Origin of the sequence: Victivallis sp. (genome assembly GCF_048170485.1) — a bacterium.
Classification (GTDB): domain Bacteria; phylum Verrucomicrobiota; class Lentisphaeria; order Victivallales; family Victivallaceae; genus Victivallis.
This window is the reverse complement of record NZ_DBEXAY010000108.1, coordinates 1-20,240: the sequence shown is the minus strand read 5'-3', so window position 1 is coordinate 20,240 and position 20,240 is coordinate 1. Positions and strand designations below refer to the sequence as shown.

Genomic DNA, 20,240 nt, shown 5'->3' with positions numbered 1-20,240 from the left:
TTCAGAAAGGAGCTTGCGACCGGCATAACCTGCTCCGATTAACATAGTTGGAATTCCCTGTGGCTCAGAAGATTTATTTGTCGGCAATAATGCTAATTTTCTGCAATTTTCCCAATAGATTTTCAGTACCTTGGCAATCCTCAACCCCAGACGCGGCGTGATCAGGAAAAGCGTATCCAAAATTAAGAGTAACGGATATAATCCATATGGAAGTTGGTAGTCCGCGAAAAGAGATATTCCCATAGCTGCAAATATCAAGACACCAACCAGATTCCAAAGTACGAAATAGAAGAACTCGGGAATACTCGCATAGTGCCAGATACGTCGATAAATCCCTCCCAGTATAAAGAGTAGTAATTGACATCCGATCAGGCAAAGAGCATAAGGCCAAAAAAATGACAACCCACTCTGGAATTGTTGTGAAGAAATCAGCAAATTGCTGCAAATAAATAGAGCTCCAAAATACGCAACATTCAAAAATAAGAAATCAAACGGAAGCCAGCCCAAGCGTAAAATAAGATTTATCCAAGAGAAATTGAGTTGAGACTTAAAAGAACCCGGCATTTTATAAACCCATATTTCCGCAATTGAATATCGACGTTTGTTGTGTTTTATGAGCTTATCAACTAATAAATTGATTTTAATAGCTCCTTGTGCTATTGCGCCTCTCCCCTAGGTTGGACAACTTTTATTAAAAGATTGGTGTAAAGACCCTTGTTTTACTATATCCCACTGTTTGCCGATTGCAAGTTCCGAAATAGACTTCATCCGGCGTCCGATATTGGAGTGCCGAATGAATCCGCCTGGAGTTGTAAAAATTCACATAATGCTGGACACCAAAGCGGAGTTGCGGCAAGCTGACATAGTCCTTGATTTTGATGTCCTCATATTTCAACGCCCACCAGAAGCGCTCCATCTTTGCATTATCCAAACACCGTCCCCGTCCGTCCATGCTGATCTGAATGCCATGGTTCCGAAGTTCCGCCACGAACTCCGAACTGGTAAACTGGCTTCCTTAATCCGAATTAAAAAATCTCCGGTTTTCCATAGGAATCCACTGCCATTTTTAACGTTTCAACACAATGAAAAGCGTCCATTGTATTTACTACAGTGTAAGCCAAAACCTTGCGGCTGAACCAGTCGACAATTCCATTCACAAATGCCCGGTGTCCGGCTGGTGCTGTGTAAGTGATATTTGTGCTTCAGACCTGATTCGGACACGCGGTCTTGCATTTGCGCAGAAAATACGGGAATTTCTCATGCTCCGGATGTGGTTCCAAGGTAGTGAAATGCGGACGAGGATAGACCATCAGCCAATACAACGCGTTCTGTAATCAGCGTACCTGTTTATGATTTCCCCTGTGACCGCGGCGCTTCAATTCCGCAGTCAGCCGGGGAACTCCGTAAAATGGCCTCTCCCTATAAATCTCCAGCACTTCGTCCTTGACCCGGTCGTCGGAAGCTGCCCGGAAAATCTCTCGCCGGCTTTTATAATAAAAACTCGCAAGAGGAATCTGAAGCAATTTTAACTGACGATTCACGCTTAAATCCAGATTCTGATTATTTATTGAAGCTTTTCGGGATTCAAGCCGCAGGATGCGGACACATTTCATAAAAGGTCATTCTCGATTTCGAGGCGTCCGATTTTTCTCATCAGATCGTCCTCGGTTTACGGCTTACTTTCTTTTCGCTCTGCCTTGGACTGGTATTTCCCCGCGATCTCAGCGACAGTCAAATCCCCACGCAGAGCTTCCTGCGTCACATAGCTTTTAAACTTGGAGTTATACGACTTTTTCATAAAAAACCCTCTCTTTTCAGGTTAATTTAACGGACTTTTTACACCAAGTCAAGTTGTCCTGTTTTCGGAGCCGACCACATTCCACTCCAGCAGAATCAGCCGTTCCGGCGTGAAAAAGTCCAGATGCAGCCGTGGCTCCAGCGGAAATTCTCCCGCTGGATAGTTCTCCGCGCAGTGCTCCCCATCTCGAGTACACCATATATGCAGAAAGCCGAAACAAACAGCATCGGCATCGAGCATCAGTTGCGGAATCTCCACGACGGCACGCCAGGATGTTTCAAACTCCTCATTCCGAAACCGGGCACAAGCGAAGCCATCGTAGTCGCTTCCTGCCCGATTGAGCCGCAGTGCCGTCCACGGTGGGCGGATTCCATTCCGGTCGGCCAGAAAGAACTTCAGTTCCTCTTCCGCCGTTTCATCCTGCCGCAGGAAACTCTCGACTGTGATGCGGAGTATGGCGTCATCCGCGTCCGCCCGCCAGCGGCAATGGCCGTTTCGATACCAGCGTCCGGTGCGGCGGCGCGACAGCGGTTTGGTCAGGATTCGTGAAGGGGGGATTCCCGCCGCCATCTTCCGGCGACAGGCGGAGAAATCGGTTGCGAGCGCCCGTTTCAGCCACTCCGCTCTCCAGTGGAGTTTCTCCGGATAATATTTGCAGATCTCCGCTTCGGAGTGGTAGCCGAGCCGGGGATCTGCGTTGCAGAGTTCCGCCAATTTGCTGCTGACTGCGATTTCTGCATGGACAATCGCCTCCAGTTTCCGCAGAAGCTCCGGCGCGTCCGGCGGATCCTCCAGCAGGCGGGATCGCAGCAGGTAGAATTCCAGAATGTTCGCGCCGGAACAAAAGAGCAGTTCCAGGGCCTTCATGAGGGAAATATCCCGGCGGCGAGCCGGAGGCACCTCCGATTCCCACCGGATTTTTTTCAGCTGATCCAGACCCTGTCGCCAGCCGTCGGCAAGCAGCCGGGCAAGCACCGCCGCTTCCCGGAGCGTATGCTGTGTAATTGCTTCGCCGATGAAATCTCCAGCCGGTTCCACGTCCGGTTTCCACGAGCGGGGCAAGGAGCGCATCACCTGTTTGAGGTGCAGCGGCCAGACCGGACCGTCGTGCATCGGGCCATAGTACTGAAACTGGATATCCAGTGGATAGTTGGCATAGGCTTCCGTAAAGAGCCGCCACACCGTCGCCATCACCGGGGCGTTCCGGCGGCCCCATTCCGGGGCGGCGAGCTCTTCGAGAAAGCTCTCTTCGCTGCCGGTGAACTCCTCGAAGGCGAGTTTTCCGGCCGCGCGGTTCATGAGCCCGGGGTAATTGCCGAAAAACCAGCACTGAATCACATGTTCCACACCGAGCTGCCGCATCGCCCGGTATTTGCGGTAGAGCTGCCCGGGGACCGGTACGAAGGGAACGGAGGCAACCTCGTGGGAACAACAGGCCTGAATTTTCGCCCCCGGGGAGCAATGGGAGCGGACCGCCTGCACCATGCGGCCGAAACGGTCGCTCGGACCGGTGCGGGAAAGCCAGTAGTCGCCGCCGACCCGGAGTTTCCCGAGCTGCCGGGCTGTGCAACCGGATTCGAAGTTGAAGGCGAGAATCACGTTGTGCGGCAGCGCTTCCGGCAGTTGGTAGATCCATTCTGCCGCCTGATCCTCGGCGGGGAGGTAGAGCCAGCTGATGAGCTCCGCATTCGGAGCGGCGGCGTGCATTCCCTCCGTCATCGGACGCAGCACGCAGGCGAGGATTTCACTCGGGGAGCGGGAACAGGCCGCGCCGCAGGGATGTGTCTTCTCTGTCGTGACGGAGAGGGTGCTGAGGCAGGAGGTGACCCGTTCTCCCAGCGAAATGGTGATGAGTCCGCCGAGCTCCGGAACTGCGGAAAAGAGGCTGCGGGTGCACTCGTAGAGATACCGTTGCGCCGTCTCTGAGGCGGGACAGAAGGAGGTACAGCAGCCGAACTTCGGCCCCTGCAGTTCCGGGGCGTCCGACGGGCATGGATTTTTCTCTTCCTCCCAGCCGGCAGGTTCGATGCCGAACACCCAGATGCGGATTCCGTACTTCCGGCACGTTTCGACGGTCCGGCGCAGTTTGCCCAGACGCTGCTGTGCTTGCGGGTCGACGGCGTAAAACGAAGTGGTGCACACCTCCCGGAACGAAATGGAGAGCCAGAGTCCGTTCACGCCTTCGCGGGCGAGCCGGGCGAGATAGGCTTCCGGATAGTAATCAACCTCGTCGAGCAGCTCGTCGCGCTGAAACGGTGGACGTTTGATCGGGCTGAAGAAACAGCGGGAGATCCGGTTTTTAAGCCACGGCCTGCGGGTGGAGCACCCGAGCGGCAGAAACGGTCCCCGGCTGCCTGCCAGGGAATCGAGAATCGTGTAGAGGCCGCGTCGGATTCCCTCGGTATTTCCCGCTTCGAGAGTGACGGCGTCCGCGGTCACCGTCATCCGGAACGTTTCTCCGGCAAGATCCGCCGCCCGGCGTGTGATGAGTGGTGCGCCATCCGGTTTCGCCAGATTGTTCCGTTGGAGAAAGCGGTGCATTTCCCGCTCTGCGGTCAGCAGAAGTTGCTCCGGGTCGGGAAATTCCGGCAGGAGCCGCAGACCCCGGCGGAAGTCGGCTTCCCCTGCTTCGGGCTGAGCCGCAGTTTCCCAGCAGACCGGAATCTCTTCTTCCCGGCGCAGTTCCTGGACAAAGGCCGGTTCTCCCGTGGGAAACGGTGGCGGATTTCGAAACTTCATGGTCTCGGCGCTCCTCTTTCTGCTGTTGGTTCCGTCGATTCAATAAATAAAATATTTCCGGTACTTCGCCGGGGTGGTTTTCATGTACTTCTTGAACATACGGTGAAAGAAAAATTCGTCGTGATATCCGCATTGAGTGGCGATCTCTTTGATCGGCAGCGGCGTTTCCAGCAGTAATTGTCTGGCCCGGAGCAGTCGCCGGAGGGAAATGTACTGTTTCGGCGGCACGCCGAACACCTGGCGGAACGCTGCCGAAAATTCGGCACGGGACATCCCGGCGAGCGCGTTGAGTTCGGCAACCTCGATTTCACGGTCGAGCCGCAGGTCGATGTAGTCGACGATCTTCATGAACCGGGAGGGTGTGGCGGCATTCGGCATGGGACCGGAGAGTTTCTCCAGAAACGGTACCAGCAGTTCACTTACCGCATTCTTGAGTGCTATGGCTTCGGCGAAGGAGGCACATGATTTCATCCACATCAGAACATTCTGCATCTGTTCCCGGACAGAATCCAACCTCGCAAGCCGGACACTGAGCGGATGATTCAGCATCGGGATGGTCTGCAGCTGTTTCGAGACGAAGTGGATCCAATAGTGGGTACACGGTTCGATCCCCTCGTTTTTCAACGGCATGTTGCAGGGAAGCAGATAGAGTTGTCCGGGTTCGATCAGAATGGCGCCATCCGGATGAAGAATCTGGAATTTTCCGGAAAGCGGCAGATAGAGCCGATAGAACGTCTCTCCGGAAAATCCGATTGTCTTCGGCCAGGAACTGATCTCATATGCCAGCCCGCACTTGACCGGTTTTACGTCGAGTTCCGCGACGAACTGAAACCAGAGAAATTTATTATGACAGGCGTCGTTTTTTCGTTCCAACATGGAGTTTTTTCCTTTCTGTAATTACAATAAGTCAATTTATAGAAAAAGCAAGTTTCTCTTTGTTATTTACTTGAGTCCGGCGTGAATATTATCAGTTGATTTACAAAAAGTGCAAAAAAAATCAACAAGAAATACATTTGCAAAACAATGAGACTATGCTATAATTAACATAGCAACCTGATTCAACAAAAGGGAGTCCGGATATGAGAGATGAGATGAAGAATCTTCAGACGGGACGTTGCTCCATGCGGCGAATTAATCTCTTTACGCTGATTGAACTCCTGATCGTAATTGCGATCATTACCATCCTCGCTGCGCTGTTGCTTCCCGCATTGAATCAGGCGCGCGATAAAGCACGTTCTGTTTCGTGCATCAACAATCTCAAACAAATTGGAACCGCCATCGATCTATACACTACAGACAATAAATACTACATGTGGCCGGAAACATACGCCAGTTACGGCTGCTGGCCGCTCATGCTGGTGGGGAAAGATGGCCGTGCACAGTATCTTCCGCCGTTGAAAAACTCCAGTGACACCATGTTGGGCCTGCGTTGCCCGGAGCACTGGAATATAAAGCGTACTGATACCTCTCCCACGCTTGCATTCGGTTATCTCATCAACAAGACGGCGGGAGGAGCAAGCGGACTGTGGAACGGAGGCTGCCTCGGAATCACCGGCGATGTCAACAGCGGCCAGGTCACGGTGGTGTCTCCCGGCAAGGTTCGGCGTCCGGGGTCTACCGTTACGATTATTGAAAGTCAAAAAGTACGCAATATGGGAGAAGCGTGCGTCCATACCGGTGGCGATCTTTACAATGGGAGTGATCCCAACCGGGTTGGACCGGTCCACGGAATGATGGCCAACGCCCTTATGGCGGATGGGCACGTCAGATCCTTTCACACAATAACCGAGTTGAATGCCGGCGGTACCAGCTGTTCCGGACGGGGACTTCAACTCTGGAAACAATATTTTTCCAGCAATTTTTAAACGAGGGGATGCAGCAGAATGAGACGCTTTCCGGTCTGGATTCTAGGTGGTATGTTTTCGGCGGCACTCTGTGCCGGCGAACTCCTGAATGTCAATTCCAGTATGGAACTCGGGATTCCCGGGCGCGGCGTGCCGGGATTCAGCTATTATATTCACATGCTGGATAAACACGAAGCCGAAAAAAATCAGGAGAAACTTTACTCCGTTCAAACCGTTGAAAACGGGAATCCCGGGAAGTGCATGAAAATACCCGGTTATCGCGGGGTATCCCGTTACCGGATTGAACTGGCGGACTTCTACTTGAAACGGGCCGGCGAGATCACGATTTCCTTCGATGTCAAAATGGGGCCGGGGGAAGACGGCAGGCTGCATCCGGAAAATAACTACACCATCGGGCTGCGTTGCAATGCCGATGCCGACCGGGATTCGTATTATCCATTATTGACCGGATTCTCATTCCGACCGACCGAACAGTGGCAGAGATTCTCCCGGACATTCAAGGTGAAGCCGTACAGTTGCTTTTATGCGGTCTGGATCTGTACTCCTGATATTCCTCAGAACGGTACGCCGAACACTCTTTATTTTGATAATTTCCGGGTCGAATATACCGATGGAACCACACCGTATGACGGCGAGTATGTCGTGACGCCGAGTCGGAGGGATCAGGTTTACATGCAGGATGCTCCGGTGCAACTGACTGTCCGGGCGCTGCTTCCGGCGGAAAAATCGGCCGTGGTTCGTGGCGCGCTGGGAGTCAAAAGGACGTTTGACCGATCCATCTGGAAAACTTTCCCGCTGGAGTTGAAGCGGGAAGCGGGCGATCTGTTTGCCGGTACCGTTTCGTTCCCCGCAACTGAATTCGGCGCGTTTTTTTCGGAACTTCAGCTGGGGAAGCGGAAACTGGCTACCCTGGAAAGTCCATTCCTGGTGATGCATCCGAGAGTGAAGCATGCCGCGGGTTCCCCGGGATACGGCTTGGGAATCAACGGCGGTCTTCTGGCGACGGACACCGCCGGCGGGGAATACCGGAACATCGCGATTTCTCAAAACGGGTTTTCCCGTTCCTATCGTTTGCTGGCGGATTCCGGTGTCAATATGGTTCGCATCTGGGGGCACTGGCGCAAATTGGAATATGCGGAAGGGAAATTCGATCGAACCCTTATGGAGCTCGAGGTCGCACAGCTGAAAAAAAATGATCAGATTCCGCTCTTCGTCGTCGGGGGAACAATGCATTTTTTCAACGGGAACGCATTGGCGAATTCGTTGATAAACGGGACCTGTACGTTCCCGGAATATATCACACGGTACGTCGGTAAATCCGGCAGTAAAGCGCTGGACCCGGTCAATCCGCCGATGCCGGTATTCGAGCGTTATCTGGATTTTGTGACGAAACACTGGGGCGATCGCATTTCCATATGGGAGATTTTCAACGAGCCGAGTGTCGGTGTCTGGATGGCGGAGGACTATATTCGGTATCTGCGTGCCGCCCACACCTTTCTGAAAAAATTTGACCCGAACTGTATCGTGTTGGGGAATGATGTGACCGGGGACTTCGGACTCAACGTCGTCAAATGGTGCGAAAAGCTCAACGAGGTCGATCCGAACTATGTCGATTATCTTGACGGAATCGCATTTCACCCTTACGATACCGGATTGGATTACTTGAATGGCATCCGCAACCGCTACCGGGATTGCACTGTGAATATCCGCCGCCTCACCCGGAATAAGCCGCTGTGGAATACGGAATGTTATTATCTTCAGACCGCCTATCGGAAGCAGGTCAACAATTACATGTTGAAGGCGGATTTCGGCGCCAACGAGATTCTGCGACATTATCTGGACGGGTTGTTTCACGGCGTGGTGGCCGCTCCGTCCGTCTCCGGCGATTCCCTCTGGAACCGGCCGCAGAACAATGTGGATCTGATTTCACTCAATGAAAACGCGGCGGCGCTCAATGCACTCTCCTTTTTGCTGAAGGATATGGTGTTCCCGTGTCGTGAGGTCGATCTGGGAAACAATCTCCGTGCGGGAATTTTCTGCAGCCGGGATGGGCGGAAGGCGCTGGGGTTTCTGTATGACTTCCGGATCGGCGGCAGCAAATGGGTGCCGGGTGACAATCCACATTGCAGGATTCTGGATTTGTACGGGAATGATCGGACCGGGCAGAAAGCACTGCGGTTGAGATTCGAGCCGTATTTCATCATCGGAAGACCGCATGAAGTGCAGAAACTCCTTGAAAATTCCAAATTTGAACTGGAAAAAAACATTGCCTTCCATGCGCGTCGCTGCGGCGGGGATCTCTATCTTGAAGGACGCAATTTGACCGGGCTGCCGTGCGAGAGCGAGGTCGACTTCGCGGGTCGGAAGCTCCATTTTTCGTTCAAACAGAATGTTGCAGGCAACACTTTATTGCTGAAGAATTTTCAGGAGACGCTTCCCGAAGGGGTCAAACTTGTTTCGGAACGTTCTGCGACGTTGCCGGCAGAATTTCGCCTGGAACAGGGAAGCGTAATACGGATGTGGGAAAAGGACGGGAATCTCCATCTTCATTGCCGGGTGCGGGAGGCTGAGCCGAAGGCCACTCCTGACGACGCGTTGTGGAATGGCTCATGTATCGAAGTTTTCTTCGATCCCGACCCGGTACGGAACCTGGAGCTGGATAAGTTCAAATCCTATCAATATGTGTTTGCGGTAGTACCCGCGGCCGACGGGACGAAGCAACTTGCCACCCGTCACGCCGGGACGGCGGCAGAGAGAACCGTGACGCGGACCGCTGACGGTTATACGATGGAGATCCGCATTCCGCTGTCCGAGCTGCCGCCGCGCGATCTCTATGGATTTGAGGTGGAGATCTGCCGTGCCGGAAATCATTACAGGAAGGAGACGCTGGGGGGAAAATCCGGACAATCCTTCCAGCGGCGCCTTCATTACACGCTGATTCGCATTCCCTCCCGGCAGTTGCTGAAGAACAGCGATTTTTCCTCTGTTTCCTACGGTGATCCCGAAAACTGGAATTATACGCTTTCCGCAGGTACGAGCCTTGAAGCCGGAAAGAGTGGCGTAATCCTGCAACGGAAGAGGTCGGCCGTCGCCCCCTTTGTCATCATGCAGAAGGTGGAGATCCCGAAGGGAAAATTCAAACGGGCGATTTTCCAGGTGACGCTTGCTTTTGACGGGGTGGTGGCAACCTCTGCCGGCCGGGGGAATGCCGGGGTCCTTATCGGCCTGAGCAGCGTGAACGGAAAGGGAGTGCAGTATGGAAAGGACTATTTAAAACGCGATCTGACCGGCTCCCGGACGTTGCAGACATACCAGCTGGAAATGGAACTTACCGATACAATGGATTTTCTTCAAGTACGGCTGGGACTGGGGGAAAATACCATCGGCAGAGTGCGAATTACCGATACCGATTTAAGATTGGAGCAGGAGTGAAGTTTATGAGTGCTCGAAAATTTCCCGAAAACTTTATCTGGGGAACCGCCACGTCCGCTTATCAGGTCGAGGGGGCCGGACTGGAGGATGGTAAGGGGCCGTCCATCTGGAATGAGTTTGAAAAACGGCCGGGCGCCATCGCCGACGATGTCGACGGTATGATTGCCGCTGATGAATACCATCATGTGGACGACGATATTGCCATTATGCGTGACCTCGGGGTGCGGGCTTACCGCTTTTCGGTTGCCTGGAGCCGGGTTTTGCCGGAGGGGCGTGGGCGGGTGAACGAAAAAGGCATGGCATATTACCTTTCGCTCTGCGATAAACTGCTCTCGGCAGGAATTGAGCCGTATGTGACGCTTTATCACTGGGATCTCCCGCTGGCGCTTCAGCAGGAGCTGGGCGGCTGGGAGTCGCGGGACTGTGTGGAGCTCTTCGGCGAATACGCCTCGCTGATGGCGGAACGCTTCGGCTCCCGGGTGAAAAACTATTTTACGACCAATGAATTTCTCGCCTGCAGCGATGTCGGCTACAGCCTGGGGAGCATCGCACCTGGACTTCAGTTGAACAATCGACGTCGGAATCAGGTGCGTCATCACCTGCTGCTGGCGCACGGAACTGCGCTTCAGGCGTTGCGTGCCGCGGCGCCGCACGCCAAAGTCGGCCTGGCGGAAAATCCCCGTTTCATGATGCCGGTCATGGATACGCCGGACCATGTTGCCGCTGCAAAAAAAGCATTCCGGGAGGTCAATGGGCATTTCATCACGGCGGTGATGGAGGGGCGATATCCGGATTGCTACTGGAATGCCGCGGGGGCGGATGCCCCGGAGGTGCGCGAGGGAGACTTTGCCCGGATTTCCGCTCCCATGGACTTTCTCGGCTTGAATCTGTATTTCGGCCGGCTGGTCCGCAGCGCACCGGAAGATGCAAAGGGGTATGAGGTTCTGGATATTCCCAATCATCAAGATACGGGGATCAATGACGGGCGGTTTGAACCGGACTCCCTCTACTGGGGGTGCCGGATTGTTCACGAATTGTGGAACCCGAAGGAGATTCTGATTTCGGAAAACGGGATTTCCACCCCGGATCGCCCGAGGAGGGATGGTAAAATCATCGATACTTTGCGGATCAAGTTTCTGCGCAGTTATCTCGGTTCTCTGCAGCAGGCGGTGGCGGAAGGGTATCCGGTGACCGGATATTTCCACTGGAGTCTGCTGGACAATCTGGAGTGGCACTGCGGGATCCGGCCGCGTTTCGGTCTGGCCTATGTCAATTTTCATACCGGGGCGCGGACGCTGAAACTCAGCGGGGAATATTTTCGTGAGGTCATAAGGAAGAATCAGATTCCTTGAAAACAGACCGTTTTGCCTGTTTGAGAGGTTGATTCTTTCAAGGAAAAAACAGAAAACAAGGAGGAAAGAGAATGAAATTTCTGCTGGGATTTGTACTGGGAATGTCGGGAATCATGGTGGCTTCTGCGGTGAATTTCCGAATCGACCTGCAATGCAAAGATGCCACCGGCGGGTTGGTTTTCAAGGGAGGCTCGGAGGGCATTTCAGGCGGGAAAGCCGGCTGGCTCAAAGATAAGGCGGAAACCCGCCTGATTGTGCTCGGTAAAGCTTCGGAGCAATGGCAGGAAAAATCCTTTCAGTTCGTACCGAAAAAAGACGGAGAAGTTTCTGTTCAACTGATGGCGGATCCGGTGGGGAAGAAGCGTCCGTTTGTCGCCTATGACAACATTCGCGTCGAGGGGGCGGTTCTGGCCAACGGTGGTTTCGAAACCTATCAGCCTCCCCGTCCGAACGGCTGGTGGAATATGGGAGAGAACTGCCGGGTCGTTGGCGAAAACGCTCCTGAGGGGAAAAATTATGTGGAGGTCAGCCATAACGATCGCTTCTTCCAGCACATCAAGTGCAAGGCCGGCGAACTGGTGACAGTCACTTTTCTGGTGCGTGATGCGAAACGTGAGACGGAAGTGAAATAACCAGTGCGATCATGACGAGTTCACTTGCTTCTGCACATTGGCTAAATCCACCGTTTGCGGGAAGCGCTGTTTTCTGCTTGGAATTTGAAACACCAGAGAACCGGGACGTGGAACTTCAAATTGCCGCGGTTCCCGGTTTTCGTCTTTCTCTGGATGGAACATGTGTGGCGGTCAGCCATCTGCAATTTACCCGGGAACGGGTATTTCTGGAACGAGTTCCTCTGCATGTTATTGCCGGACGGCATCAGCTGGAACTCCTGCTGGTCGACTATGGGGAATATTCCCCCCGCAGCCGCATGATGCTCCCCCGCGGTCTGTATGTCCTGGCGGAAGGTGTCGACGGCGTGACATTCAATACCGGCATTGCATCGTGGCGCTGTCGTCGGGAAACTCGATTCTCATTTGAGCGGCAGGAGTTGAAAAATTTTCAATGTGTCGGCGGCATACTTCTGTTTGATAATCGTATTCCGGTTCCCCGGGAACGATTGGAACCGGTCCGAGCGGAGATCGGCAGCGATGCCCGCACGTTTCGCCAGGTGCGCTGTTCCGACCGGAAATTGGACAGCTCCCTGTTGCCGCCGTTTTGCGAAAGAGAAATCACCTCGTGGCGAATTCTTGCTGTCGATCATAATTTGTCGGGAAGCGCGTACACAGCGAATTCCACCTTGTTACCGGATGACAACGAAGGTAAAATATTTTTTCTTCCGCCTCATTCCTGTCGTCGGATTCTGATTGGTTTTGACCATTACTGCTGTTGCCGTGAACAATTTCAGGTCCATGGCGGGAATGGCGGTGAAATCGTCATATCCTGGGCGGAAGCTTTGTTCGGTACTCCGGAGGAAACGGAAAAAGGTGATCGAATGGAATTTGCCGGGAAATATTTCCGGGGACTTTGTGATCGTTTTTTCCCCGGTCGCGGAGAGAACACTTTTTTTAACTTCGATTACCGGGCGGGGCGTTATGCGGAAATTCGCATCATCTCCGGATGCGAACCTCTGGAAATTCACGGTTTGAAGTTCTATGAGAATCGCTATCCGCTGGAATTTGCCGGGGAATGGCGCTCGTCGGACCCTCGACTGGATGCGTTGGTGGCGCCTGCATTTCGAACATTGCAGATGTGTGCTCACGATACGCTGATGGATTGCCCTTACTACGAGCAACTTATGTACATTGGCGACGGGCGGCTTCAGCTGCTTGCCGGCTATGTGTCTGCCGGAGAAGCATTTGGTGCACTGGCGGACCATGTGATGGAACTTTGGGCGGAAGGGATACGTGAAGATGGAATCTTCATGTCGATTTATCCGGCACAGGCGTATCAGATTATTCCTGGATTCTCTTTGATTTTTCTGCTTGCAATTTGTGATTATATTCGTTACCGGGATCGACGGGAGGTTTCCTCACAGATTTTTCCGCTTGGTGTCCGCAGTCTGCTTGCGTGGGAGAATTCTCTCGACGCGGAGGGATTGCTCCGGATCAATCGCGGCTGGCGGTTTGTCGACTGGGTTGAGGGGTGGCCGCAGGGGGTTCCCCCGGGAGCGGAAACGCAGGCTCACTGTATTTTTAATGCTCTGTATGCGTATGTTTTAAAAGAATTTGCGGAAATCTGCCGATGGAAAAATGAACCGGAACTTGCGGCGCGTTTTTCCCGTCGGCACAATACGTTGTTGAAGAACATCATTCGAAAATTTTATGTTCCGGAAGCCGGATTGTTTTCTGATCTGGCTGATGAGAATGTGTTTTCCGAGCATGCAAACGCATTGATGCTGCTGGCTGGAATTCCTGAGCCGTCAATACAGCGGCGAACCGCGGAAAATCTGTTTGCTCCATCGAAACAATTTTTGTTGACGCGGACCTCGCTGTATTTCAGTTTTTATTATCTGGAAGCTGCCGCCGTGACTGGATTTATGAATGCATTTTTCCGTCGGCTCGACAACTGGGAAGCGGTAGAAAAATTGCATCTTGACACCATGCCGGAAACGTCGGAGCCGACACGTTCAGATTGTCACGGCTGGAGCGCTCACATCCTTTATCATCTCTATGCCACGATAGCGGGGATCCGGCCTTCGGCTCCGGGAGGAAGCTGTTATTCCGTCCGGCCGCACCCTGGACATTTGACTGCATTTTCCTGCCGCATGGCCTCGATTGCGAAGACGATGGATTTTTCCTGGCCGTCGGGGATTCAACTGGTTTGATGCTCATTGCACAGAGGAAGCTTTCCTGGTATAACCCTTTCTCTGCAAAACGAATTTCCATCGTAAACGACAGATCGGGGTGTTTTTTTCAGCGGAGATGGAAACAAAAAAACACTTTCTCATCTTTCAGACGCGCCGTTGCTTCTCCAACGAATTTCTGGTATGACCACCGGCAGGGAACGTGAGGTGTGATAACGTTCGGAAAATTGCACGCCACGAAACTGGAGCAAATCGCAAGTTTGGTAGAAAGCTGCGTGAAGGAAACGTTGTCCTATATGGATTTATTTTATCTTGAATTTATTATAATGGAACTAAAGAACTCACAGCTTGCGGCGCGCTTTACCGGGAGAAGTGCCGTGCTTGCGCCGGTAGAGGCGGATGAAATAACCGGCGCTGTCGAATCCGCATTCGGCGGCGATTTCCGCAATGGAGAGGTAGGGATTTTTCAGCAATTCTTCAGCTCGGGCAAGGCGAAGATTTTGCAGATAGCCGAGCGGCGGAGTTCCGCAGTAGTCCGTAAAGAGCTTACGCAGCAGCGACACGCTGATTCCGGCATGTTCCGCTGTCGCCCGGATCGTGATGGGACGGGTGAGATTTTCATGCAGGAATTCGAGGGCTTTGCAGAGTTTCGGGTGCTGTTGGGTGGAGAGGGACTGTTTCTGCTCGAAAGCCGAGAGCCTTTGCAGAAAGCTCAGCAGCAGAGCCGATGCCCCCGTAAAATCGTTTTTCTCGGTCATATCGCACAGTTCAAGAAACATGCGGATAGTCCGCGTTTCACCGCCGAGGTCAAGGGAACGCCAGTGTTGGGCAAACAGGACCGGATTCGCCTGAAAAACGCAGAAGATATTGTCTTCGCCCGGATCATCGATCTGGTTGTGAATCACTTCCGGAGGGATGACCAGCAGTTTGCCGGGAGTGCCTTCAAAAATACCGGCCGGACTTTCTACCCGGCAATGCCCCTCAAGTACATAGATCAGTTCGCAGCCGCCATGTTGGTGCGGAGCGACATTGCCTGTTACCTTGCGCCGCCACGCATAGAAGAGCAACGGCAGTTCCACCGATTGTACGCTCATATCGATTCCTTTCGTTGATGGGTGCAACATAACGCCGTTTTTCGGCATTTTCCAGCGATTCTGGCGATTTGTGCCATTTATTTATCTATTTGTACCCCTAATACAGTTGGCTCGGATTATAAATTACGGTATAATATAAAAAGAAAAACAACGAAAGGAACCATAATGACAAACTGCGGCCGTAAACCGATTCCGACCATTCTGGATACGGACATCGGCAACGATATCGACGACACCTGGGCGCTCGGGATGCTGCTGAACAGCCCTGAATTTGACCTGAAACTGGTGTTGACCTCAACCGGTGATGCCCGTTACCGGGCCAGAGTCGCGGCCAGATTCCTGGAGGCGTGCGGCCGCGACGATATTCCGGTCGGCATCGGCGTCTCGCGTGCGGACGGTTCGCCCGAAACCATGCATGAATATGCCGACTCTTACCGGCCGGAACAGTACTCCGGAGGCTTCTGGGAGGACGGTGTGGGCCGGGCGCTGGAACTGATTGCCGCCGAGCCGGAGCTGACGGTGATCGGCATCGCGCCGCTGACCACTCTCGCCGAGCTTTGCCGCCGGGATGAACGGGCGGTCTCCCGATGTCGCCTGATCGTGATGGGCGGTTCGATCGCGAAGCGGCATCGCGGCGCAGCCGGAATGATTGCCGAATACAACATCAAACTCGACGTGCCGGCGGCGCAGCGGACGTTCCGGGCGCCGTGGCGTGAAATCCTCCTGACGCCGCTCGATCATTGCGGCGATATCGCGCTGTCGGGAGTGAATTATCGGAAAATCGCGGAATCAACCGCACCGGTTCCCCGGAACATTCTTGCCCAATATGCCGTCTGGCGAAATTATTGGAAACATGACGGCCCGGCACATGCCAGCAGCATCCTTTATGATACAGCGGCGGTCCATCTGGCGTATTCCGGGGAGTTCACCCGCCTGGAACGCCTGAAACTCGCGGTGGATGACGGCGGCTTTACGCGAATCTCGCCGGAGGGGCGCGAGATGCTGGTCGCAACGGAAATGACCAGCCCAATTGCTTTTCAACGGCGTCTGGTTGAGAGACTTATTACAACCCAATCAACAGAAAGGATTGAAAATGAAAAAGTTTGCTCCATTTACCCTTATTGAGTTGCTCATTGTAATAGCGATCATCGCTATTCTCGCGGCCATGCTGCTCCCGGCGCTGAATAAGGCGCGGGCGAGCGCCAAGGATTCAACCTGCAAAAACAACCTGAAAACGCTTGCTGCCGCCAATCTCTTATATATGGGTGATTTTGATGGTTACATGGTTCCTGTTTATGTGAGGGGTACGGATAAGTCAAATTGGATGTTCAATGAATCTTTTGCCCGACAGGCCGGCGTCAATCTGGAAATTGAAGGATGGTTGGCTCTCTGGCCGACAAAGTTGCTCTGCCCCGACTCTTACGGAGCAATATTCCCGGAAGAAAACGGCCTTTCTGCGATCAACCGTTCCTATACGTTGAATGACACCTTCGGTTCCAATTGGAATGATGGGCCTTCCACACGCAGTATTCGTATCTCCCGGAGTTCTGCTCCTTCCCAAAAATTCATGTTTCTCGATGGGTTGCGTTCAGAGACTTTGTTTGGTCAAAATTGGACTACCCGCGCCAACTATGTTTCAATTGGAGAATGCAAGGACCCGGCGAATGTTTCGGTTGCCTACCGTCACCAGCTGCGCTTCAATATTTCATTTTTTGACGGACACGTCGCTCGGTACGAGAAGCCTGATCTTATTTGGGTTACCAACGAATATGTGCGGAATTGGGCATTCTGGCAACCAGGTTGGAGCGATGTGAGCGTTCGTTTCTGATCTGAAAACGTGCAGGGGAAAAAGATGGTTTTGAAGCGATACGGAAAGTTGTTGTGGGCAGCGTTGCTCCTCTGGTGTCAGACCGGTTTTGCCGCTGGAGGCAAAGTGGCCGAATCTTTCGATATGCCTTGTCCCGACGGGATGTCGCGCAGTCGGCTGATGACACTTAGTGATGCCTGGCGTCAAACGACGCCGACCCGGGAACGGATTTCTCTGAACGGTTTGTGGGAGTTTCATCCGGTGCTTGCGCCGGATGAACTCGAAAAAATTCCGGGACCGGAAACCGACTGGGGGTGGTTCAAGGTGCCGGGAGCGTGGCCGACGGAGCCGAACGGCATGTCATTTTATCTGAAGCCGGAAGTTCTTTCGCGCTTCAAGGCGGCAGAATTGAATTCCGCATGGTATCGGCGGGAAATCGATGTGCCGGAAGAGTGGAAGGGGCGGCGCATCCGGCTTTCGGCCGATCTGATCCAATCCTGCGGCATCGTGTTTGTCGACGGTGTGAAAGCCGGAGTGCTTTATTATCCCGGCGGTGAACTCGAATTGACCGGCAAACTGCTGCCGGGAAGCCATCATACGCTTGCGGTGCTGGTCAGCGCCAAACCGGAAGAACAACTCGAATATATGGGGCATGATCGTCTGGTCAAGCTGAAATCGAACCTGCGGAACCGGGGAATTTGCGGCGACCTCTATCTGGAGTCATTGCCGCTGGCCGCCGCAATTTCCGACGTGCATGTGATTACCTCCGTCAAAAGCGGCAGGATCACTTTCGATACCGGTTTCGTGACGCTTCCGGCGGGAACGTACCGGCTGGAAGCGGAGATCTCCGAAGGGGGAAAGGTGGTACAAACGTTTTCCTCGGAGCTATTTACCGTCAAAAAAGGGAAAAATATCCGCCATTCCTTCGGCGGCCTCTGGAATGATCCGAAACTTTGGGACATCGACACTCCGCAGAATCTTTACGTCGCCGATGTGAAGCTGCTCTCCGCCGACGGTAAGATTCTTGACCGTTTTCTGCCGCAGGAATTCGGTTTCAGGGAGTTTTCCATCGACGGACGCGATTTTTACCTCAATGGCAAAAAGATTCATCTCCGGGCGCTGGTTACTCCCGCCCCGCAGGAAGCCGACCTCGGTTCCGCCGGACGAATCGACCATATGGTCAGGACGGCCAGGCAGTTCGGCGCGAATTTCCTGATCGGCTGGAATTACAGTTTCACCCCCGGAGTTTTTGCATATCCGGCGGGGTATCACCGATATACTTCGGAACGCGGCATGCTCACTTCCCTGACGCTGCCGCATATCAAAGATTTCGGCGATGATCTGGAGAATCCCGCGAACCTGGCGGAGTACCGGCGGCAGACGGAACATCTGATCCGGCGTTTCCAGAATATTCCCGGCGTGGTCATGTACGTGATGAACCATAACCGGCTCGGCTATATGGGGGACCAGAATCCGTTGCGAATCGGCAATGACTATCGTCCTGAGCGGTATGTCACCCTGCCGGTCAGGAAACAGGGACGTATCGCGGAGAAGACCGCCAAGGCATTCGATGCTTCCCGTCCGGTCTATCACCATCAAAGCGGCAACATCGGGGACGTCTGTTCCTTGAACTGTTATCTGAATTGGGCGCCGCGCCAGGAACGGGGCGACTGGCTGGAACCGTGGGAAAACAACGGAACCATGCCGGTATTTTTTGTCGAATGGGGCTTGCCGCACGTGGCAAGCTGGTCGAGCTGGCGCGGCCCGGAATTCATCTGGAACAGCAAAGTATTGCAGTGCCTGTGGGTGAACGAATACAATGCGGCAATTCTCGGCGAGGAGGCCTATCGTTTCGAGGAGGCGAAGCGTTCGCTGTACGATCTTCAGGCTGCGAAAACTTCCGGCAATCGCCCGGCTTTCTTTTATGATCTCGGCGCCAACGGCAACCTGACCTGGATTGAAGATGTGCGGCGGGTGCGCGCATGGTTCGCCTCGGAGGACTTTCCGAATCTTCGGGCCCGGGGTATTTCCGGGCTGTTGCCGTGGGATCAGGCACAGCTCTGGAATTGGCTTTCGCGGGGAGAGGCGGATCGGGATAATCCGGCACGCTTCGAAAACCTGAAGCAGCCCGGCCTGGTTCCTGACCGGATTGAATCCCGTGGCGAGGCAATCAACAATCCTGTTGCAAAGTTCCGTTTGAATGTCGCCGGAGAGACGGTTCGGAAGAATTTTCAGGAATTTCTCTGCCGGATTGCGGGCAGAGTCGGCGATTTTACGGAAAACGGCCACAATTTCCATCCCGGAGAAACCATTCGGAAAAGTCTGCAACTGTTGAACGACTCCCGTCATGACGCGGAAATCAGCTGGAACTGGAGTGTGCCGGAATTGGGATTTTCCGGAATGGGCAGTTCAATCGTTCCCCCGGGAGGCAGGACGGATATCCCTCTGGAATTTACCGTACCGGAGAATACTGTTGGGAAGGCCGTCCTCCGGGCGGAATTCAAGTTGCCCTCCGGGGAGAAGCTGGAGGATTCTTTTGCACTCGATTTCTTTGCGGCACCGTCTGCGGCGGGGCTCAGGTCGCAGGTCGGCCTGTATGACCCGGAAGGAAGCGCGGCGCCGCTGCTGCAGAAACTCGGCGTGCCGTTCCGCCGGGTTGCGAACCGGCATAATCTTGATGGGGTGGAGTTGCTGGTGATTGGCCGGAATGGCTTGAAGGATTTCCCGTTCGAGCTTTCCGGACGGCTGGAGTCGGGGCTTAAACTCCTGCTGCTGGAACAAAATGCGGAAGAACTCCGCCGTATCGGATTGCGCTGTGTGGAATTCGGAATGCGCGAAGCTTTCCTGCCCGACGGCGGAAAGCTGCACGACTGGCGCGGCAGCTCCACGATGCTGCCGCCTTATCGCAAAACCGATGATTTTGAAAGCAATTATCCGTTGGTCAATGCGAACTTTTTCCGTCGGACTCGTCCCTGGCGCGCCGGAAATCGCGGCTCGCTTGCCGATGTCGTTGTGGAAAAACCGCAGATCGGAGACTGGCTGCCCGCGGCTTCATGCGGATTCGATCTGCAGTATGCGCCACTGTTGCGCCTGACGGAAGGACGCGGCTGTGTCATGCTTTGCCAATACGCGGTTTCGGGGCGCACGGAATCTGACCCGGAAGCGGAAAAAATTCTGGCTCAGGCGCTGGTTGACCTGGATCGTTACGAGCCGGCCGTCAGACGGACGGTCTTTTATTCCGGAGACGCGGCCGGGAGTGCTCTGCTGAAAGCGCTGCACATTCCATTTACGCCGTATCGCGATGCCGCCTCGCTGCCGGAAAACTCCCTGCTGGTGGTGGGGCCGGGCGG

The 20,240-nt window shown here is 53.9% G+C and carries 13 protein-coding genes and 1 pseudogene; 8 read left to right on the top strand and 6 right to left on the bottom strand.

Translation table 11 applies throughout. The annotated features are described in order from the left end of the window. From ACMLHG_RS05845 to ACMLHG_RS05825, 5 genes and pseudogenes are all read right to left on the bottom strand, one after another. Positions 1-564 (bottom strand): annotated as a pseudogene (locus tag ACMLHG_RS05845) (hypothetical protein); the annotation flags it as partial. 127 nt (positions 565-691) lie between these two features. Continuing rightward, positions 692-988, bottom strand: coding sequence for an integrase core domain-containing protein (locus ACMLHG_RS05840; RefSeq protein ID WP_417169881.1), 297 nt, complete (start codon positions 986-988; stop codon positions 692-694). Between the two features lie 346 nt (positions 989-1,334). Continuing rightward, positions 1,335-1,613: an IS3 family transposase gene (locus tag ACMLHG_RS05835; RefSeq protein WP_417169880.1), complete on the bottom strand. Its 279-nt coding sequence runs from the start codon at positions 1,611-1,613 to the stop codon at positions 1,335-1,337. A 233-nt stretch (positions 1,614-1,846) separates the two neighbouring features. After that, positions 1,847-4,537, bottom strand: coding sequence for a hypothetical protein (locus tag ACMLHG_RS05830; protein WP_417169879.1), 2,691 nt, complete (start codon positions 4,535-4,537; stop codon positions 1,847-1,849). A gap of 39 nt (positions 4,538-4,576) precedes the next feature. After that, the gene (locus ACMLHG_RS05825) at positions 4,577-5,413 is read right to left on the bottom strand and encodes a helix-turn-helix domain-containing protein (RefSeq protein WP_417169878.1); all 837 of its coding nucleotides are present in this window, start codon (positions 5,411-5,413) and stop codon (positions 4,577-4,579) included. A gap of 203 nt (positions 5,414-5,616) precedes the next feature. On the opposite strand from ACMLHG_RS05825, the gene ACMLHG_RS05820 reads away from it, so the two are divergent. From ACMLHG_RS05820 to ACMLHG_RS05800, 5 genes are all read left to right on the top strand, one after another. Beyond that, a complete protein-coding gene (locus tag ACMLHG_RS05820) occupies positions 5,617-6,402 on the top strand; it encodes a DUF1559 domain-containing protein (RefSeq protein WP_417169877.1) in 786 nt (261 codons plus the stop codon). Positions 6,403-6,420: 18 nt separating this feature from the next. Next, positions 6,421-9,834, top strand: a complete 3,414-nt coding sequence (locus ACMLHG_RS05815; RefSeq protein WP_417169876.1) for a sugar-binding protein — start codon at positions 6,421-6,423, stop codon at positions 9,832-9,834. Between the two features lie 5 nt (positions 9,835-9,839). Further along, the gene (locus ACMLHG_RS05810; RefSeq protein WP_417169875.1) at positions 9,840-11,186 is read left to right on the top strand and encodes a GH1 family beta-glucosidase; all 1,347 of its coding nucleotides are present in this window, start codon (positions 9,840-9,842) and stop codon (positions 11,184-11,186) included. 71 nt (positions 11,187-11,257) lie between these two features. Further along, the gene (locus tag ACMLHG_RS05805) at positions 11,258-11,818 is read left to right on the top strand and encodes a hypothetical protein (RefSeq protein ID WP_417169874.1); all 561 of its coding nucleotides are present in this window, start codon (positions 11,258-11,260) and stop codon (positions 11,816-11,818) included. A gap of 11 nt (positions 11,819-11,829) precedes the next feature. Then, positions 11,830-14,010, top strand: coding sequence for a hypothetical protein (locus ACMLHG_RS05800; protein WP_417169873.1), 2,181 nt, complete (start codon positions 11,830-11,832; stop codon positions 14,008-14,010). Between the two features lie 320 nt (positions 14,011-14,330). Here the strand turns inward: ACMLHG_RS05800 and ACMLHG_RS05795 are convergent, their stop codons facing one another. Beyond that, positions 14,331-15,131 carry a helix-turn-helix domain-containing protein gene (locus ACMLHG_RS05795; protein WP_417169872.1) on the bottom strand — a complete coding sequence of 267 codons (801 nt, stop codon included), beginning with the start codon at positions 15,129-15,131 and terminating at the stop codon, positions 14,331-14,333. 117 nt (positions 15,132-15,248) lie between these two features. On the opposite strand from ACMLHG_RS05795, the gene ACMLHG_RS05790 reads away from it, so the two are divergent. The 3 genes from ACMLHG_RS05790 to ACMLHG_RS05780 form a co-directional block, all read left to right on the top strand. After that, positions 15,249-16,208, top strand: a complete 960-nt coding sequence (locus ACMLHG_RS05790; protein ID WP_417169871.1) for a nucleoside hydrolase — start codon at positions 15,249-15,251, stop codon at positions 16,206-16,208. After that, a complete protein-coding gene (locus ACMLHG_RS05785) occupies positions 16,177-16,911 on the top strand; it encodes a prepilin-type N-terminal cleavage/methylation domain-containing protein (RefSeq protein ID WP_417169870.1) in 735 nt (244 codons plus the stop codon). Before ACMLHG_RS05790 ends, ACMLHG_RS05785 begins: the two co-directional genes overlap by 32 nt. Positions 16,912-17,070: 159 nt before the next feature. Next, on the top strand, positions 17,071-20,240 hold a 3,170-nt coding region (locus ACMLHG_RS05780; RefSeq protein ID WP_417169869.1), incomplete at its 3' end, for a sugar-binding domain-containing protein.

Bases quoted from the DNA above. Each gene is read 5' to 3' on its own strand.
- ACMLHG_RS05805 (WP_417169874.1), top strand. From the start codon at position 11,258: ATGAAATTTCTGCTGGGATTTGTACTGGGAATGTCGGGAATCATGGTG.
- ACMLHG_RS05815 (WP_417169876.1), top strand. From the start codon at position 6,421: ATGAGACGCTTTCCGGTCTGGATTCTAGGTGGTATGTTTTCGGCGGCA.
- ACMLHG_RS05810 (WP_417169875.1), top strand. From the start codon at position 9,840: ATGAGTGCTCGAAAATTTCCCGAAAACTTTATCTGGGGAACCGCCACG.
- ACMLHG_RS05825 (WP_417169878.1), bottom strand. From the start codon at position 5,413: ATGTTGGAACGAAAAAACGACGCCTGTCATAATAAATTTCTCTGGTTT.
- ACMLHG_RS05835 (WP_417169880.1), bottom strand. From the start codon at position 1,613: ATGAAATGTGTCCGCATCCTGCGGCTTGAATCCCGAAAAGCTTCAATA.
- ACMLHG_RS05830 (WP_417169879.1), bottom strand. From the start codon at position 4,537: ATGAAGTTTCGAAATCCGCCACCGTTTCCCACGGGAGAACCGGCCTTT.
- ACMLHG_RS05785 (WP_417169870.1), top strand. From the start codon at position 16,177: ATGAAAAAGTTTGCTCCATTTACCCTTATTGAGTTGCTCATTGTAATA.
- ACMLHG_RS05820 (WP_417169877.1), top strand. From the start codon at position 5,617: ATGAGAGATGAGATGAAGAATCTTCAGACGGGACGTTGCTCCATGCGG.
- ACMLHG_RS05800 (WP_417169873.1), top strand. From the start codon at position 11,830: ATGACGAGTTCACTTGCTTCTGCACATTGGCTAAATCCACCGTTTGCG.
- ACMLHG_RS05790 (WP_417169871.1), top strand. From the start codon at position 15,249: ATGACAAACTGCGGCCGTAAACCGATTCCGACCATTCTGGATACGGAC.
- ACMLHG_RS05795 (WP_417169872.1), bottom strand. From the start codon at position 15,131: ATGCCGAAAAACGGCGTTATGTTGCACCCATCAACGAAAGGAATCGAT.